Source organism: Leucobacter faecis (assembly GCF_054456695.2).
In genome coordinates this window covers 286902-303965 of the sequence record NZ_JBTJER020000003.1, presented here as the reverse complement: position 1 = coordinate 303965, position 17064 = coordinate 286902, and the positions used below count along the sequence as shown (strand labels likewise).

The 17064-nt window shown below is 65.4% G+C and carries 14 protein-coding genes; 1 reads left to right on the top strand and 13 read right to left on the bottom strand.

Annotation, left to right across the window (positions count from 1 at the left end):
- Positions 1–62 precede the first annotated feature (62 nt).
- From ACXR2W_RS05075 to ACXR2W_RS05025, 11 genes are all read right to left on the bottom strand, one after another.
- Positions 63–584: a dihydrofolate reductase gene (locus tag ACXR2W_RS05075; protein ID WP_458814242.1), complete on the bottom strand. Its 522-nt coding sequence runs from the start codon at positions 582–584 to the stop codon at positions 63–65.
- Between the two features lie 15 nt (positions 585–599).
- Positions 600–1409, bottom strand: coding sequence for a thymidylate synthase (locus tag ACXR2W_RS05070; RefSeq protein WP_458814240.1), 810 nt, complete (start codon positions 1407–1409; stop codon positions 600–602).
- Between the two features lie 301 nt (positions 1410–1710).
- A complete protein-coding gene (locus ACXR2W_RS05065; protein ID WP_458814238.1) occupies positions 1711–3309 on the bottom strand; it encodes an APC family permease in 1599 nt (532 codons plus the stop codon).
- Positions 3310–3466: 157 nt separating this feature from the next.
- Positions 3467–3886 carry a hypothetical protein gene (locus ACXR2W_RS05060; RefSeq protein WP_458814237.1) on the bottom strand — a complete coding sequence of 140 codons (420 nt, stop codon included), beginning with the start codon at positions 3884–3886 and terminating at the stop codon, positions 3467–3469.
- Positions 3887–3924: 38 nt separating this feature from the next.
- Positions 3925–4662: a 4-hydroxy-tetrahydrodipicolinate reductase gene (gene dapB / locus ACXR2W_RS05055; RefSeq protein ID WP_458814235.1), complete on the bottom strand. Its 738-nt coding sequence runs from the start codon at positions 4660–4662 to the stop codon at positions 3925–3927.
- Positions 4659–6014 carry a M16 family metallopeptidase gene (locus ACXR2W_RS05050; protein ID WP_458814233.1) on the bottom strand — a complete coding sequence of 452 codons (1356 nt, stop codon included), beginning with the start codon at positions 6012–6014 and terminating at the stop codon, positions 4659–4661. Before ACXR2W_RS05050 ends, dapB begins: the two co-directional genes overlap by 4 nt.
- 9 nt (positions 6015–6023) lie before the next feature.
- Positions 6024–7325 (bottom strand): guanine deaminase, encoded by a 1302-nt coding sequence (gene guaD, locus ACXR2W_RS05045; protein ID WP_458814231.1) that lies wholly within the window; start codon positions 7323–7325, stop codon positions 6024–6026.
- Positions 7326–7452: 127 nt separating this feature from the next.
- Positions 7453–9723 (bottom strand): polyribonucleotide nucleotidyltransferase, encoded by a 2271-nt coding sequence (locus ACXR2W_RS05040; RefSeq protein WP_458814229.1) that lies wholly within the window; start codon positions 9721–9723, stop codon positions 7453–7455.
- A 251-nt stretch (positions 9724–9974) separates the two neighbouring features.
- Positions 9975–11567, bottom strand: coding sequence for a phosphoglycerate dehydrogenase (gene serA / locus ACXR2W_RS05035; RefSeq protein ID WP_458814227.1), 1593 nt, complete (start codon positions 11565–11567; stop codon positions 9975–9977).
- 131 nt (positions 11568–11698) lie between these two features.
- Positions 11699–12019: a hypothetical protein gene (locus ACXR2W_RS05030; protein WP_458814225.1), complete on the bottom strand. Its 321-nt coding sequence runs from the start codon at positions 12017–12019 to the stop codon at positions 11699–11701.
- A gap of 1 nt (position 12020) precedes the next feature.
- Positions 12021–12539 carry a hypothetical protein gene (locus ACXR2W_RS05025; RefSeq protein ID WP_489948828.1) on the bottom strand — a complete coding sequence of 173 codons (519 nt, stop codon included), beginning with the start codon at positions 12537–12539 and terminating at the stop codon, positions 12021–12023.
- Between the two features lie 128 nt (positions 12540–12667).
- Between ACXR2W_RS05025 and hrpB the strand changes: the two genes are divergently transcribed.
- Positions 12668–15304 carry an ATP-dependent helicase HrpB gene (gene hrpB, locus ACXR2W_RS05020; RefSeq protein ID WP_458814221.1) on the top strand — a complete coding sequence of 879 codons (2637 nt, stop codon included), beginning with the start codon at positions 12668–12670 and terminating at the stop codon, positions 15302–15304.
- 69 nt (positions 15305–15373) lie between these two features.
- Here the strand turns inward: hrpB and ilvC are convergent, their stop codons facing one another.
- Together ilvC and ilvN are read right to left on the bottom strand one after the other, a co-directional pair.
- Positions 15374–16390: a ketol-acid reductoisomerase gene (ilvC, locus tag ACXR2W_RS05015; RefSeq protein WP_458814351.1), complete on the bottom strand. Its 1017-nt coding sequence runs from the start codon at positions 16388–16390 to the stop codon at positions 15374–15376.
- A 163-nt stretch (positions 16391–16553) separates the two neighbouring features.
- Positions 16554–17063: an acetolactate synthase small subunit gene (gene ilvN, locus ACXR2W_RS05010; protein WP_458814219.1), complete on the bottom strand. Its 510-nt coding sequence runs from the start codon at positions 17061–17063 to the stop codon at positions 16554–16556.
- Between the last annotated feature and the right edge of the window lies 1 nt (position 17064).

The following is a 17064-nucleotide window of genomic DNA, read 5'->3' as shown; positions in this document are numbered from 1 at the left end:
CTAGGCTACCGTACGCGCGGCGTGTTCCTGCCCAGGCTCCGGATCCCGATGCCATTCTGGGCTCAGCCGGACAGCAGCCAGCGCTCGATCCGGAACTCGAGGCCCGTTACCGAGCGGGTGAGCTCGCCGCGCGTGGCGAGCTGCCAGCCCTCGCCGATCGCGGGGGCATAAGTATCGCCGCCCTCAATGTCGGCCTCGATGCGTGTCACGACCAGCTCGGTCGCCGCCGCGATGGACGCACCAAATAGCTCGGCTCCCCCGATGTTCCAGATCACCGGATCAGCGACGCCGTCGCTTGCCGCGTCTGCGGCTCGCAGCCCCGCTTCGACAGATGCCACAACAGTGGCTCCGGGCGCTTCGTACGCACTGTTGCGCGTGACCACGATGTTTTGGCGCCCCGGCAGCGGGCGCACGGAGCCTGGCAGCGACTCCCAAGTGCGGCGTCCCATAATGACGGGCGCACCCATTGTTGTGCGTTTGAAGTGTGCGAGGTCTTCGGGAAGGTGCCAGGGCATCGTGCCGGCCTTACCGATAACACCGCCGCGGGCCTCCGCCCAGATCAGACCCAGCCTCGTGCGTGCCACCTGTCGCGCTCTCTCTTATACCGCTACCGGCGCTTTGATGCCGGGATGATGTTCGTAACCGACGACCTCGAAGTCCGCGAGCTCGTAGTCGAAGATCGAATCTCGCTGCGTGATCTTCAGGTTCGGGTACGGGAACGCATCGCGGGCAAGCTGACGCTCTACCTGCTCAATGTGATTGTTGTAGATGTGGCAATCACCGCCAGTCCACACGAACTCGCCAGGCTCGAGCCCGGTCTGCTGCGCCACCATGAGGGTGAGCATCGCGTACGAGGCGATGTTGAAGGGCACACCGAGAAACATGTCGGCCGACCGCTGGTATAGCTGGCACGAGAGTTTGCCGTCAGCGACGTAAAACTGGAAGAACGCGTGGCAGGGGGCGAGCGCCATCTGGTCGAGCTCCGCGACGTTCCAGGCCGACACGATAAGTCTGCGCGAATCGGGGTTCGAGCGGATCTGTTCGATCACCTGTGAGATCTGGTCGATGTGCTCACCCGCGGGGGTCGGCCAGGAGCGCCACTGCACCCCGTATACGGGGCCCAGGTCGCCCTGCGCGTCTGCCCACTCGTCCCAGATCGTCACGCCGTTGTCGCGCAGGTACGAGACATTGCTCTCGCCGCGCAAGAACCACAGTAGTTCGACCGCGACCGACTTAAAGTGCACGCGTTTCGTCGTGATGAGCGGAAAGGACTCTGCGAGGTCGAACCGAATCTGTCGCCCGAAGAGGCTCCGCGTGCCAGTGCCGGTGCGGTCAGACTTGGGGGTGCCGTGCTCGAGAACCTCGCGCAGCAGGTCTTCGTACGGGGTCAGAATCTCGGGAGTACTCACCCCGCGAGTTTACCCCTCGTGCCTGTGTGTGCTTCCCCGTGTCATGCTGCGCGGCCTCCCTCCCCGTCATGCTGCGCGGCCTCCCTCCCCGTCATGCTGCGCGACTTCCCTCCCCGTCATGCTGCGCGACTTCCCTCCCCGTCATGCTGCGCGAGGAACGAGTCGCAGCATCCAGCGCATGGATCCTGCGAGTCGCAAGCTCCCGCAGGATGACGAAGGGGAACAAGCTCCCGCGGGATAACGACGAAAACGGGGGTGTAGCGCCACAAAATGGCGCTGCACCCCCGTTCACAAACGAACCCTACGAGCCGAGGCCGTCGTCGAACAGCGCCATCGCAGAAGTGTCAGACGTGGCATCAGCCTTCGACAGCACATCACCGCGGAAGAACGCGGGCGCCACCCGCGCCTGCACAAACATCAGCACAACACCGAGCCCAAGCACGACCACGCCGATGATCCCGACGAGACCGACACCGGCAATGTTGCTGCCTGAACCAAACTCCGGGTCCATGCTGTCAAGCGTCGTCTGCACGAACACAACCAGCAGCAGCACACCGCCGAGGCCCGGCAGAATGAACTTCGAGAATGCAGCCCCCACGCCCTCCTTGAAGGCGGTCTTGCGGAAGTACCAGGGGCTCGCAAGCGCGGTGATGCCGTAGTAGAAGCAGACCATCATGCCGAGCGCCGTAATCGTGTCCCACAGCACGTCTTCACTGATGAAACGCATCACAGCGTAGAACGCCGAGGCGACCAGAGCCGACAGCAGCAGCGCTACGTGCGGCGACTTGTACTTGGGGTGAATCTTCTTGATCGCGGCCGGCAGCGCACCATAGTGCGACATCGCGAGCAGGGTGCGCGCGGGCGAAATCGCGGTTGAGTTGATCGATGCGAGCGCGCTCACCAAGATCGCGACCGAAAGCAAGATCGCTGCGGGTCCCATCACCGGGTTCGCGAGCGCCGCAAACACGTTCTCAGCAATCTTCGGGTTGTTGAGCCCCGTAGGCCCGTCGCCCAGACCTGCGTACGCAACCGTCGCTGTCGCCGTACCCACGTAGAGGACCACGAGAATGCCCACGAGAATCATTGCGGCCTTGCTCTCGGTCGACAGTCGACCCTTCGAAGGCTTGGTCTCTTCGCCCATCGTGAGCACCGTGTCCCAGCCCCAGTACACGAAGATCGAGACAGCAATTCCGGCGGCAAACGCGCTCACGCTCGACACCTCAAGCGGGTTAAACCACGACAGTTCGGGCATGCGACCCTCGCTGTTGGCGGGGTCTGCTGCGCCCACAAACATGGCAACGATAAACCAGATCAGGATCGCCATCTGGAACGCAACGGTGATGTACTGGAAGATCTTGGTCTCAGTCATGCCGCGGTAGGAGATGAACGTCGCGATCGCCATGAACACGAGACACACGGCAATGTTGATAAAGCGGTTACCCGAGAGCTCAGCAATTGACGGGTCACCCACAAGAATACTGATCGACTGGAACAAGAACTCGACCGCGATTCCTGCCAGGTTCGAAAGCACCAGCACGGTGGCGGCAATGAGCCCCCAACCCGCCATCCACCCGATCCACGGGCCAAACGCCCGCGATGCCCAGGTGAACGAGGTGCCCGAGTCCGGCATCGCCGAGTTCAGCGCGCGGTAGCCGATCGCGACCAGCAGCATGGGGATGAAACCCATGAGGAAGATCGCGGGAGTCTGGTAACCCACCTCGCTCGCGGCCGGGCCGACGGCCGCGGTGAGCGTGTATGCGGGGGCACAGGTCGACAGACCGATCACAAGAGCCCCGAGCACACCCACTGTGCCCGAGGGGAGCCCCTTCTTGCTGATACCGGTGTGCGAATCAAGCGTTCGCGTCTCCGGTGTCGGGGCATTTAGGTCATATTTCGCCATGTGACTTCATGCTTTCTGGCGCGCCCTATTGCGCGCGTATGCTCCAGTGTGGAGGGAACTATTGGCGCGAAAAATCTCGCGTCGCTAAAACCACTCTCGTACGGGGATCGAGTCTATGTATCTCGGCGTCAAAATACTAATCGGCGCGTGATTCATCTCAATTTTTCCCAGAATCCACCGATATCGATTGTCGAATAGCTGCACGAGCACGCTTTCGGTCGCCACAGGCGTCGTACATTAGCCCGAGTCTCGCCCACGACTGCCACTGATCCGGCGCCGCCTCGGCCGCAGCCCGGTAGCGATCGAACGAGGCGTCGAGCGCGTCTCGGTCGGGCCGCGTGCCCGCCTCGCGGGCCGCTGCCAGCTCCTCGGGCAGGTCGCCCGAGTCCGCAAGCCGGTCAACGAGGGCCGTGGCTTGCTGCCCAAAGCGCAGCTCGCGCCACAGCGCCCACGCGCCAATGAGGGGCAGGATCAACATCGCCAGCCCCATGAGCACCGGCACGATACTGCCCGAGGCAAGCAGCGCTACCGCTCGCACCCCTGTGAACACAAAGTAGAGGGCAAGCAACGCACTCATGAGGGCGACGCTCGCGATCGCCCGCGCCCGCGCGCTCATCACGCGATGCCGCCGAGTCCGAGCACTGCGTCAAGCCCGACCGTGAGACCGGTGCAGCCCGGGGCAGCCTGAAGCGCGGCGTGAATACCGGCGCGGTACGCCTCCCCCGAGTGGGTGTCGTGTGTGATCGTAAGCACTTCGCCGGGGCCACCGAACCGCACTTCTTGCTTCGCTACGACGCCCGCGAGCCTCAGACTGTGCACGGGAATTCCCGCGACGAGTTGCCCGCGCGCCGGCTGCTCGGCAAACGGCGCCTCTGTCGGCTTACCGCCGCGTGCCTCGGCCATCAGCTCGGCTGTGCGCACCGCAGTACCCGAGGGCGAATCAACCTTGTGCGGGTGGTGCGCCTCAATGATCTCAACGGCATCAAAATGCGGGGCGGCGATGCGCGCGAGCGCCGTGCCCAGCACCGAGCCCAGCGAGAAGTTAGGCACAACAATGACACCGGCGTCGGGCGTCTTATCAAGCCGCGAGCGCAACTCGGCGAGCCGGTCGGCAGACCAGCCGCTCGTGCCAATGATCACCTTCTGGCTACGCTCGAGCGCACGCTCCACGATGCCAGCTGAAGCGTCAGGGTGGCTGACGTCGACGACCAGGTCGGCGTTCGCCCCGTCTTCAGGGGCCGACGTGCTGCGCAGCCGCGCCACAAGCTCAAACCCGGGCGTCGCTTCGACGACCTCGCACACTAACGTTCCCAGGCGCCCCGTGGCGCCAGCAACTGCTACTCGAACACTCATGCTTCTAAGGTACCCGCCCGCGACACGTCACCGACCGCGACGACGGTCTGCGGCCGCGACGCGATCTCGGCGGCGATCGCACGCACATCTTCGGCGGTGACGGCGTGGAACCGCTCGAGTGAGGTGTCAAGGTCGTAGAGCTCACCGCCGCCAATTTCGGCGCGGCCGAGGCGCCCCATGCGCGTATCAGAGTCTTCGAGCGCGAGCGCCGATGAACCCGCAATCTGACCGAGTGAGCGTTCCAGCTCCTCTTCGGTTACGCCTGACTCGGCCATGCGACCCAGCTCGATGCGGCTGAGTTCGAGCACTTCCTGCGCACGCTCGGGGGCGCACCCCGCGTAGATGCCAAAGAGTCCGGCGTCAGAGTAGCTCGCACCAAACGAGTACGCGGTGTAAGCGAGACCGCGCTTCTCACGAATCTCTTGGAACAGGCGGCTCGACATGCCTCCGCCGAGCACCGAGTTCATGATCCCATAGGCGAAGCGTCGCGGGTCGTTCGATTGCAGTCCCTCGGCACCGATCATGAGGTTGAGCTGCTCGCTCGGCCGCTCGGTGATGTGCAGCCGCTCACCGCGCGTGACGCTGCTCGCAGCCTGCGAACGACGCACGGGCGTGCCGGATCGACCGGTGTGCCACCGCTCCTCGGGTGACGCATTGAGCGCTTCGAGCACCAGGTCTACAAGCTGGTCGTGGTCAACCGCACCAGCAGCGGTAACGACCAGAGTGGTCGGATCGTAGCGCTCGCGGTAGTGCAGCATCACGTCGTCGCGCACAGCGTCTTTAATCGTCTCGGGGTGGCCACCGATGGGCCGTCCGAGCGTGTGCTCGCCAAACACGGCCTCAAACAGGCGCTCGCCCGCCACGTCTGCGAGGTCGTCGGCTGCCATCGCGATTTCTTCCAAAATCACGCCGCGCTCGGTCTCAAACTCGCCCTCGTCGATCACCGAGTTCGCGACCATGTCGGTGAGCACGGTGACGGCCTGTGTCACGTCTGCATCACGCACCTTCGCGTAATAGCAGGTGTATTCCTTTGCGGTCAGAGCGTTGTGTTCGGCGCCAATGCGGTCGAAGCTCGTCGCAATCTCAAACGCGTCACGTGTGGGCGTGCCTTTGAACAACAGGTGCTCGAGAAAGTGCGTGGAGCCGAGGCTACCGGGGGCCTCATTGTTCTCGGCCTGCTCGTCACGCGAGCCGACCCCCACCCAAAACCCGATCGTGGCACTGCGGGCGCCGGGCATGTGTTCGGTGAGCACCCGCAAGCCGCTCGGGTGCACCGTGCGGCGTACGAGGCCACCGCTTAAGTCAACCGAGAGTTCGGGCTGGTCGAGGGGCAGAAGAATGGGTTCGCGCATTACTTCAGCCTATCGCCGCAGCGTCTCCTCTCCCTGGATCCACACCCGCGCGATGTCGGCGGGCGTGCCGAGCGCGAACACTCGTGCGATCGCCGCATCTGGCCCGGGGGCGTGCTTCAGCCCGACATCGAGCGTCGAACCCGCCTCGGGGCGCACCCACACCGCGTCGAAGTTGCACCCCTGTGAAAGCTCGCCCACCCGTACCGAGGTGTCTCCCGTGAGCCCCAACGCTTCGGCACCGGCTTTCGTCGCGAGATACAGCAGGTGCGCTGCAGACAGCTCGAACCCGCCGCCGTGCGCAAGCCGCTGCATAAAGTACGCCTGTGCCCCCTCCTTCAAAAGTGAGAACCCGGTGCCCGCCCCCACATCGGTGCCGAGCGCCACACGCACCCCGTGGTCGATGTGCCTGCCAAACGCAAACACGCCGCTGCCGAGCGACGAGTTCGAGGTCGGGCAGTGCGCAACCGCGGCCCCCACCCCGCCAAGGCGCGCCAGCTCGGCCTCGCTCGGGAGCACGTTGTGCGCAAACACGCTGCGCTCCCCCACCAGCCCAGCCCGGTCGTACGCGTCGAGGTAGTCTCGCGCCTCGGGAAACAGCCCCGCGACGACGTCGATCTCGGCGGCATTCTCGTTGAGGTGCGACGTGAAAAAGAGCCCCTCGTGGGCGGCGAGCAACTCACCCTCGCTGGCGAGCAGCTCCGCCGAGGCAGACAGCGCGAAGCGCGGTGTCACCGCGTAGCGGGTGCGGCCCACACCGTGCCAGCGGGCGATGAGCGCCTCGGCTTCGGCGCGCGCTCGATCCGGCGTTGTCAGGAGCGCGCTGGGCAGCCCCCGGTCGCTCGTCACGAGCCCCGCCGTGATACGCAGGCCCGCCCGCGTCGCCTCAGTAAACAGCGCGTCGGTAGCGGCGGCGAAGTGCGAGCCAAACACAAGCGCCGTGGTCGTGCCCGCGTGCACCAGCCCCGCGACAAACTCGTGCGCGATCTCGCGCGCGTAAGCGACGTCTTGAAGCCGAGTTTCTTCGGGCAGCGCGCACGCATCGAGCCAGTCGAGCAGTGGCCGTCCAAGCTCACCAATCACCCGCACCTGCGGGTAGTGCACGTGGGTGTCGATGAGTCCAGGAATCAACACCCCGCCGCGCAGTTCGATCACCTCGGCGCGGGGCCACCTGTCACGTACGCCGTCAAATGGCCCACGATCGATGATCACGCCATCGCGCACAAGTAGGCCCGCGTCCTCCTCCGAGCGCAGCGCGCCCCCAGCAAACGGGCTGACTGGCGTGTCACACACGCTCGCACGGTATAGCTGCATCGCACACTCCTCGCGGTCGTTGCGAGCAGCATACCGCTCAATCACGTTCGCCCGCCGCACCCCGAAGGGTGCGGCGGGCGAACACATGATCCGGATCCGGCACAAGCTGCCGGATCGCGGCGCGAGGTTACTCGGCCGCGGGAGCCTCGTCAGTGGCGTCTGCCGCCTGCTCCTCGATGACGGGCTCGAGCGAGAGCTTGCCGCGGTCGTCGACCTTGGTGATCTTGACGAGCACCTTCTGGCCCACCGAGAGCACCTCGTCGACCGACTCGATGCGCTTACCGCCAACGAGCTTGCGCACCTCAGAGATGTGCAGCAGGCCGTCCTTGCCGGGCAGCAGCGACACGAAGGCGCCGAATGCGGCGTTCTTCACGACGGTGCCGAGGTACTGCTCGCCCACCTCGGGGTTCTGCGGGTTAGCGATCGCGTTGACCTGCGCACGTGCAGCCTCAGCCGACGGGCCATCAACCGCACCGATGTACACGGTGCCATCGTCGTCGATCGAGATGTCGGCGCCGGTCGCGTCCTGAATACCGTTGATCGTCTTGCCCTTGGGGCCGATCAGCTCACCGATCTTGTCGACGGGGATGTTCACCGTGATGACGCGGGGCGCGGTGGGCGCCATCTCGTCGGGGGTGTCGATCGCCTGGTTCAGCACGCCGAGGATCGTGTCGCGCGCCTCCTTGGCCTGCGCCAGCGCGCCGATGAGCACGTCAGAGGGGATGCCGTCGAGCTTGGTATCAAGCTGCAGCGCGGTCACGAACTCAGAGGTACCAGCGACCTTGAAGTCCATGTCGCCGAGCGCGTCCTCTGCACCGAGAATGTCGGTGAGGGTGGCGTAACGGGTCTCGCCGTCGACCTCGTCAGACACGAGGCCCATAGCGATACCCGCGACGGCCGCGCGCAGCGGCACACCAGCGTTGAGCAGCGACAGGGTCGATGCGCAGACCGAGCCCATCGAGGTCGAACCGTTCGAGCTCAGCGCCTCAGACACCTGACGGATCGCGTAGGGGAACTCTTCGCGGCTCGGCAGCACGGGCACGAGTGCGCGCTCTGCCAAGAAGCCGTGGCCGATTTCGCGGCGCTTGGGGCTACCTACGCGGCCGGTCTCACCGGTCGAGTAGGGCGGGAAGTTGTAGTGGTGCATGTAACGCTTGCTGGTCGTGGGCGACAGCGAGTCGATCTGCTGCTCCATCTTGAGCATGTTGAGCGTCGAGACGCCCAAGATCTGGGTCTCGCCGCGCTGGAAGATCGCAGAACCGTGCACGCGAGGAATGACCTGAACCTCTGCGTCAAGCGCACGGATGTCGCGCAGGCCGCGGCCGTCCATGCGGCTGCCACCGGCGAGAATGCGGCCGCGTACGACCTTCTTCGTGACCGCCTTGTACGCACCCGAAACCTGAGCTTCAACCTCTGCGGCCAGCTCGCCTGCAGCGACCTTGGCTGCGATAGCCTCCTTGACGCGCGACTTCAGTGCGTCATCGGCGTCCTGACGCTCCTGCTTGGCAGCGATCTGGTAGATGTTCTCGAGCTCTGCCTGCGCGAGCTCCGCCACCGCGGCGTATGCCTCGTCGGTGTAGGGCAGGAACACGGGGTACTCCTGCACGGCCTTTGCCGACTGTGCGGCGAGCTGCTCCTGTGCCTTCACGAGCTGGGTCAAGAAAGGCTTAGCTGCCTCGAGACCCTGGGCAACGATCGCCTCGTCGGGCTTGGTAGCGCCAGCCTTGATGAGGTTCCATGAACCCTCAGTTGCCTCAGCCTCGACCATCATGATCGCGACATCTTCGGTGCCGTCTGCCTTGGTGACGACGCGGCCAGCGACCATCAGGTCGAACACTGCCTCGCCCACCTGCTCAGCGTTGGGGAACGCGACCCACTGGTCTGCGTTGTCGCCCGAGCCGGGAATCAGTGCCAGGCGCACGCCGGCAATGGGGCCTGAGAAGGGCAGACCCGAGATCTGGGTCGAGGCGCTTGCAGCGTTGATCGCCAGCGCGTCGTAGAACTCACCGGGAGCGATCGACATGACGGTCACAACGATCTGCACCTCGTTGCGCAGGCCGTCAACGAACGACGGGCGCAGCGGGCGGTCGATGAGGCGGCAGACGAGGATCGCCTCGGTCGAGGGGCGACCCTCGCGACGGAAGAACGAGCCGGGAATCTTGCCCGCGGCGTATGAACGCTCTTCGACGTCAACGGTCAGCGGGAAGAAGTCGAAGTGATCCTTCGGGTTCTTCGACGCGCTGGTGGCCGACAGCAGCATGGTTTCTTCGTCGATGTACGCGGCAACCGCGCCCTGCGCCTGCTGCGCGAGACGGCCGGCTTCGAAACGGATCGTACGCTTGCCAAAGCGGCCGTTGTCGAGAACGGTCTCGGCGAACTTGATTTCAGGACCCTCCACGGGATCTCCTTTGTTCGGGTGAGCGCGCGGCGTAGGTTACAGCGTGTGCCGCACTGCTGATGTTCAGTAGAAGGCCACCCTGGGAGCGTGCATCACAGAGGGAACTACCACCGAAGACCAGCCCGCAGCCTGCGCGCTCGAATGTCGTACCGTGGGCTTTTGCCCACTAGACCAGGCTATCACTGTGCACGAAAAACGGCACCGCCACCCCGTGAATGCGGGGAGACGGTGCCGTTTACGACGAGGACGAGCTACTGAGCGTCGACGTCGATCGTGTGGATCCGTTCTGCGCCAATCGCTGCGCGCAGCGATGTGATGACGTGTTCTTCGACCGGAGCGTCGACCGCGAGCACCGACAGCGCCGTGCCCTTCTTATCGTCGCGCGCGATCTGCAGGCCCGCGATGTTGACGCTCGCCTCGCCAAGAATGCCGCCGTATACCGCAACGATGCCGGGGCGATCGGTGTAGCTGAAGACGACCAGGTGCTCTGGGATCGGCAGTTCGATTTCGTAGCCGTTGATCTCAACGATCTTCTCAACCTGCTTGGGGCCGGTGAGCGTGCCCGACACCGAAATCGCAGTGCCATCGGTCAGCGCCCCACGCAGCGTGATGACGTTTCGGTAGCTCTCTGAGATCGCGTCCTTCGAGAATCGCACCTCGACGCCGCGCTGCTCAGCGATCAGCGGCGCGTTCACGTACGAGACGGGATCGCTCACCACCTTGGAGAAGACGCCCTTGAGGGCTGCCAGGCGCAGGGCCTCAACGTTGCGCTCAGCGAGCTCACCGTGCACTTCGATGTCGAGAGAAGCGATCGGTGCTCCCGCGAGACCGGCGAAGACCTGGCCAAGCTTCTCGGTGAGGGGCAGGCCGGGGCGCACATACTCATCGATCACGCCGCCCGCGACGTTCACCGCGTCGGGCACGAGGTCGCCCGCGAGTGCGAGGCGCACCGACTTCGCGACAGACACACCGGCTTTCTCCTGTGCTTCTGCGGTCGAAGCGCCCAGGTGCGGGGTGACGTTGACGTTCGGCAGACCCGTGAGTGAGGTATCGGCCGGGGGCTCCTGCATGAACACATCGAGAGCGGCTCCGGCAATTTCGCCGGCCTTGAGAGCATCAGCGAGCGCCGCCTCATCGATGAGGCCGCCGCGAGCTACGTTGACCACGTACGCGGTCGACTTCATGGCGCGCATCTGCTCGGCACCGATCATGCCGAGCGTCTCAGGCGTGCGCGGCATGTGGATCGTGAGGAAGTCGACGCGCTTTACGAGCTCGTCAAGCGACACCAGTTCGACGCCCAGCTGCTGTGCCCGCACTGCGGTGACGTAGGGGTCGAACGCGATGAGTTCAACACCAAAACCACGCAGACGTTCGGCAACGAGGGCGCCGATGCGGCCGAGGCCGACGATGCCGACGGTCTTTTCGTAGAGCTCGGTACCGGTGAACGACGACCGCTTCCAAAGTCCCTCTGACAGCGACGAGTGCGCACGCGGCAGGTGGCGTGCGAGACCCAGAATGTGGGCCACCGTCAGCTCAGCAGCGCTGATGATGTTCGAGGTCGGGGCATTGACGACCATCACACCGGCCTGCGTGGCAGCCTTGATGTCGACGTTGTCGAGGCCCACGCCAGCGCGGGCGATGACCTGCAGCTGGGGTGCCCAGCTGAGCGCCTCGGCATCAATCAGTGTTGCCGAGCGCACAAGCACGGCGTTCGCCGTGGCCAACGCCGAGCGCAGCGCGTCGCGGTCAGTACCGTCGACGTGCACCACCTCGAAGTCGGGGCCGAGTGCGGCGATGGTAGCGGGCGAAAGTTGTTCGGCGATCAGCACGACCGGCGCAGACATCAAGCGAATCCTTCGGGTCAGCGGCATTGGGTACCCAGCCTGTGCAAACACGGGCCGGGGTTCCATTCTAGGGTCTCACGCGACAGCACGATGACGCGCGGCGTCACGCAGCGACGCATTCGGCCCCAAAACTAGCCGAAGAAGCTCGACTGTGGCACCAGCAGCAGCACTTCAAGCTGAATCGCGGCGGCCGCGCACAACCCGGTCGCGAGCGCGAGTAAGCGCACCGCGGTGCCACTGCGCCGGGCGAATACGAGCGCGAGCGCATACGCGAGCGGCGGCAGAGCGACACCAAATATCATCCAGAACCAGCCAGCCCCGGTTATCGATACCCCAATGCTCGCCACCATCTGGGGCAGCAGCACGATGTTGCCCACGGCAGCTACCACCATGTAGACATACAGGCCGGTGATGATTGCCCACACGGCCCAAGAAATAATTCGGCGTGTCATGTTATGCACCCCACATAATCATGGGCAGCGGCACCAGCACCACCGCACCCAGCACGATCCACAGCGCGAGCCGCAGCGTCGAAGCACCCCGGTTCATCAGTAGCGCGGTGAAAAACCATCCGATCGGCGCGAGCGGCGCGATCCAGAACACGATCTGCTGCAGCACGCCGCCGAGCGATCCGCTCGACGCGGCGACGAGGTCGTTTGCGCTCGCGTAGTACTCGGCCCAGCTAAACCAGACCCACGTGTACATCAGGTAGATGCCACCAAATACCCCCAGCACCACGAGCGTCGCGTTCGACATTTGCGCGCGCTCCCCCGTAGGTTCACTCCCGCCCGCACCCGATTCGTCGACTTGCTGCTCAGCTGCAGCAAGCGCGGGCGCGGCCATTGGCGCCTCGGGCGTCGCCCCTTGCTCGGGTGCCCCCTGCCCGGAACTCGCCTGTTCGGGAGCACCCTCGACAGTCCACCCGCTCACAAGGCGGCTCTCGCGCGCCCCGCCATCGTTCTTATTTCGCACGATCACCACACTAGCTAAACTCATCTTTGAGTCTGCCGAGCCCGGCACGCCTTCCCCACCGCGCCATGCACCGCGCCACACATCGCGCCACACATCGCGCCACACGCCCCGCCTCGTAAGCTAGCTGCGTGACTGCGCTTCCCTTTGACCTCGCCCGCATCGGCCACGGACTCGTCGTCTCACGCGCCCAACAAGAGCTTGAACGCGCCGCGGCGGCCCGCGCATTCGTCGTCACCGCCCCGCCAGGCACGGGCAAAACGACCTTTGTACCCCCGCTCGTGGCGAATTTGATCGCGCAGGCAGCTTCCGCTGATACGGGCCCCATACCGCGCGTGATTCTCACGCAGCCGCGGCGCATCGCCGCTCGGGCCGCCGCCCACCGGCTCGCAGAGCTATCGGGCACCCCGCTCGGCGAACTGGTGGGCGTCACGATGAGGGGCGAGCGTCACGTGAGCGCCAGCACCCGGGTCGAGGTGGTCACTCCCGGTGTGCTACTGCGGCGCCTCATCGACAACCCCGAGCTGCCGGGGGTCGCAGCGGTTGTACTCGACGAGGTGCACGAACGCACGGTCGAGGGTGATCTGCTGCTCGGCATGGCAGCCGAAGCCCGCGCGCTACGTGATGATCTGATTGTCGTGGCAATGTCTGCGACGCTCGATGCTGCGAGCGTGTCTGAGCTGCTGGGCGGCGCCCCCGTTGTGCAGGTGCCGTCGGTCCTGCATCCACTCACTGTCACCCACGAACCGTTCGCTGGCTTACGGCTCGATCAACGCGGCGTGACGCGCGACTACCTCGCACATTTAGCCCACGTCACGCTCAAGGCACAGCGCGATGCCCACGCGCACGACCCCGCGCACAGCGACGCGCTCGTGTTCGTGCCGGGTGCACGTGAGGTCGACGATCTCGTCGCGCTGCTACGTTCAAGCTCCGGATCAGGCGCAACCTCCCCTGAGATCCTGCCGCTTCACGGCCGGGTGCCCGCGCGCGAGCAGGATCGGGCCGTGCGTGGCCGCGGCCCTGCAGACCCACCGCGCATCATCGTCAGCACGTCGCTCGCCGAAAGCTCACTGACGGTGCCCGGGGTGCGGCTCGTCGTCGACGCGGGGCTCGCCCGTGAGGTGCGCCGCGATCGCGGGCGCGACATGGCGGGGCTTACAACCGTGAGCGCGTCGCGCGCAAGCGCCGAACAGCGTGCGGGCCGCGCCGCCCGCCAGGGTCCCGGGCGCGTCGTGCGAGCGTATTCTGAAGCCGAGTATGCGCACATGCGCCAGGCAGGCCAGCCCGAAATCGCCTCGGCAGACCTCACCGATGCGGCCCTCCTATTGGCGGCGTGGGGTACGCCCGAGGCGGCGGGGCTTGCGCTTTTGACTCCCCCGCCCGAGGCCGCCATACGCCAAGCTGCGCGCACGCTGCGTGCGCTCGATCTGATCGACGACGCGGGGTACACGACGGCGGCGGGCCGCGCGGTCGCGCTGTTGCCGATCGGCGCGAGATCGGCCCGCGCCCTCACCGAGGGAGCGCGGGCGGTGCATGACCCCCGACTCGCGGCTGAGGTGGTGGCCGCGGTTTCTGACGACCACCGTGATCCGCACGCTGATCTAACTCAGCTGTTGCGCGCGCTGCGCGCCGGGCGGCACCCGGGGGCGCCGCGCTGGAAGCGCGAGGTACAGCGTCTCGAACGCATTGCCCGCGCGGGCGGCTCGAGCACCCGTGGATCAAACGCCGCGGCGGCCCATACCGAAGGCTCGGGTGCTCCTACCACGGCCCGATCCGGAGCCCACGACTTCGCCCCGGGCACCATCGTCGCCCTCGGCCGCCCCGAGTGGGTCGCGCGCCGCACGAGCGAGCACGCGCGCAGTTACCTGCTCGCGAGCGGCACGCGGGCCGCCCTGCCCGAGGGTAGCGAACTCGCAGCTCACGAGTGGCTCGCGGTGCACGAGGTACAGCTCACGGGGGGCCGCGCCGCCGACGGCACGGGCGCCGTGATTCGGCTCGCGGCACCGTTGGGCGAAGAGGTCGCGGTCGAAGTGGCGCACAGGCTCGTTGCTGCCTCGCGGGCCGCGACGATCGAGGCCGGCAAGCTGCGGGTGCGCGAGGAGCGCACGCTGGGCGCAATCGTACTCGCCTCTTCCCCTGTGCGGGCAGAGCCCAGTGACATTGGGCCCGCCTACACCGCGTACGTGCGCACAGAAGGGCTCGAAGCACTCAGTTTTAGTGACGGCGCGAGTGCGCTGCGCGCGCGGCTCGCACTGCTCCACCGCGTTCTCGGCGCGCCCTGGCCCGATGTGAGCAGCGACGCGCTGCTCACGCGGCTCGACGACTGGCTCGTGCCGGATCTTTCCAAGCTGCGCCCCGGCGCTGCGCTCGCGGGGCTCGATCTCGCGCAGGCGCTCCGCCGGCTGCTGCCGTGGCCTGAAGCGGCGCGCCTCGATGAACTCGTGCCCGAGCACCTCGTGGTGCCCTCGGGCTCGCGTGTGCGCATCACATACGACCTCGACGATGCCCGCCCTGTGGTGGCGGTGAAACTACAGGAGCTGTTTGGGCTGGCCGAGAGTCCCCGACTCATCGATGGTCGTGTGCCTGTGCTGTTTCATTTGCTCTCGCCCGCGCGGCGGCCCCTCGCTGTGACCGACGACCTGCGATCGTTTTGGGACGGGCCGTACCAACAGGTGCGGCGCGAGATGCGCGGTAGGTACCCGAAACATCCGTGGCCCGAGGACCCGTGGACCGCTCGGGCTACAGCGCGCACGAAGCGCGCTGGTTAGAGCCAGCCCTGCACCGCGGGGACAGCAAAGGGCGCCTGGATTTCCAAGCGCCCTTGTACCCGCTAGTGCTTAGCGTGCAGCCGAACCATCGACGTAGTCGGCGTCGGTCTGCTGCCATGCAAACAGGCTGCGCAGCTCAACACCGGTCTTCTCGATGGGGTGCTGCTCTTCCTTGGCGCGCATGGCCTGGAACTCAACGCCACCGTTGTCCATGTCCTCGATGAAGCGCTTCGCGAACGCACCGGTCTGGATGTCGGTGAGGACCTCCTTCATGCGCTCCTTGACGCCCGCGTCAACGATGCGGGGGCCCGAGACGTAGTCACCGAACTCAGCGGTGTCAGAGATCGACCAGCGCTGCTTAGCGATGCCGCCCTCCCACATCAGGTCGACGATGAGCTTGAGCTCGTGCAGCACCTCGAAGTAGGCGATCTCGGGCTGGTAGCCAGCCTCGGTGAGCGTCTCAAAGCCGGCCTGCACGAGGTGGCTCATGCCACCGCAGAGCACTGCCTGCTCGCCGAACAGGTCGGTCTCGGTCTCCTCGGTGAAGGTCGTCTTGATGACGCCGGCGCGGGTGCCACCGATCGCCTTCGCGTACGACAGTGCGATGTTCCATGCGTTGCCGGTCGCGTCAACCTCGACGGCAATGATGTCGGGGATGCCACGGCCAGCCTCGAACTCGCGGCGCACGGTGTGGCCGGGGGCCTTGGGAGCAACGAGGATCACGTCGACGCCCTCGGGGGCCTCGATGTAACCGAAACGGATGTTGAAGCCGTGGGCGAACGCGAGGGTCTTGCCCGCGGTCAGCTTGTCCTTGATCTGCTCGTTGTAGATCGCACGCTGGTGCTGATCGGGGGCGAGGATCATGATGAGGTCGGCCCACTCAGCCGCGTCAGCCACCGTCTTAACGGTGAAGCCAGCCTCTTCGGCCTTCTGGATCGACTTCGAGCCTTCCTTGAGGGCGATAACGACCTCGACGCCCGAGTCGCGCAGGTTCATTGCGTGCGCGTGACCCTGCGAGCCGTAGCCAACGACGGCTACCTTCTTGCCCTGGATGATCGACAGGTCGGCGTCGGCGTCGTAGTACATCTCTGCCACGGGGTTCTCCTTATGTTGGGGGTTTTGAAAAGTGAATTGGTTTGTGGATCCTGCGACTCGCACCGGCGCTGTGGCGCCGGCGTGAAATACGCGAAAATGCTTCGCATCTTCGCCCGAGTATTTCACGCACGCAGGATGACGGCGCTAAGCGCCGTCAGTTTTTGAAAACGCGCTCGGTGATCGATTTCGAACCACGGCCCATGGCGATCAGCCCCGACTGGGCGATCTCCTTGATGCCGTACTGTTCGAGCACCTTCAGAAAGGCCTCGATCTTGCCGGTGTCACCCGTGACCTCGATCGTGAGGGCATCGGGCACCACATCGACGACCCGCGCCCGAAACAGGTTGACCGCTTCAAGCACGTGTGATCGTGACTGGTTATCTGCACGAACCTTGATGAGAACGTGTTCGCGCTGCACCGAACTCGTGGCATCAAGTTCGACCACCTTAATCACGTTGACGAGCTTGTTGAGCTGCTTCGTGACCTGTTCAAGTAGCGTCTCGTCTTCGTCGACCACGACTGTGATGCGCGACAGACCGTGCATTTCGGTGGGGCCAACAGCGAGGGACTCGATGTTGAAGCCGCGGCGTGCAAAGAGCCCGGCTACACGGGTCAATAGGCCCGGCTTGTCCTCTACGAGGAGGCTGAGTACGTGACGTGACATG

Bases quoted from the DNA above. Each gene is read 5' to 3' on its own strand.
- ACXR2W_RS05065 (WP_458814238.1), bottom strand. From the start codon at position 3,309: ATGGCGAAATATGACCTAAATGCCCCGACACCGGAGACGCGAACGCTT.
- ACXR2W_RS05060 (WP_458814237.1), bottom strand. From the start codon at position 3,886: ATGAGTGCGTTGCTTGCCCTCTACTTTGTGTTCACAGGGGTGCGAGCG.
- dapB (WP_458814235.1), bottom strand. From the start codon at position 4,662: ATGAGTGTTCGAGTAGCAGTTGCTGGCGCCACGGGGCGCCTGGGAACG.
- ACXR2W_RS05050 (WP_458814233.1), bottom strand. From the start codon at position 6,014: ATGCGCGAACCCATTCTTCTGCCCCTCGACCAGCCCGAACTCTCGGTT.
- guaD (WP_458814231.1), bottom strand. From the start codon at position 7,325: ATGCAGCTATACCGTGCGAGCGTGTGTGACACGCCAGTCAGCCCGTTT.
- serA (WP_458814227.1), bottom strand. From the start codon at position 11,567: ATGTCTGCGCCGGTCGTGCTGATCGCCGAACAACTTTCGCCCGCTACC.
- ACXR2W_RS05030 (WP_458814225.1), bottom strand. From the start codon at position 12,019: ATGACACGCCGAATTATTTCTTGGGCCGTGTGGGCAATCATCACCGGC.
- ilvC (WP_458814351.1), bottom strand. From the start codon at position 16,390: ATGTACTACGACGCCGACGCCGACCTGTCGATCATCCAGGGCAAGAAG.
- ilvN (WP_458814219.1), bottom strand. From the start codon at position 17,063: ATGTCACGTCACGTACTCAGCCTCCTCGTAGAGGACAAGCCGGGCCTA.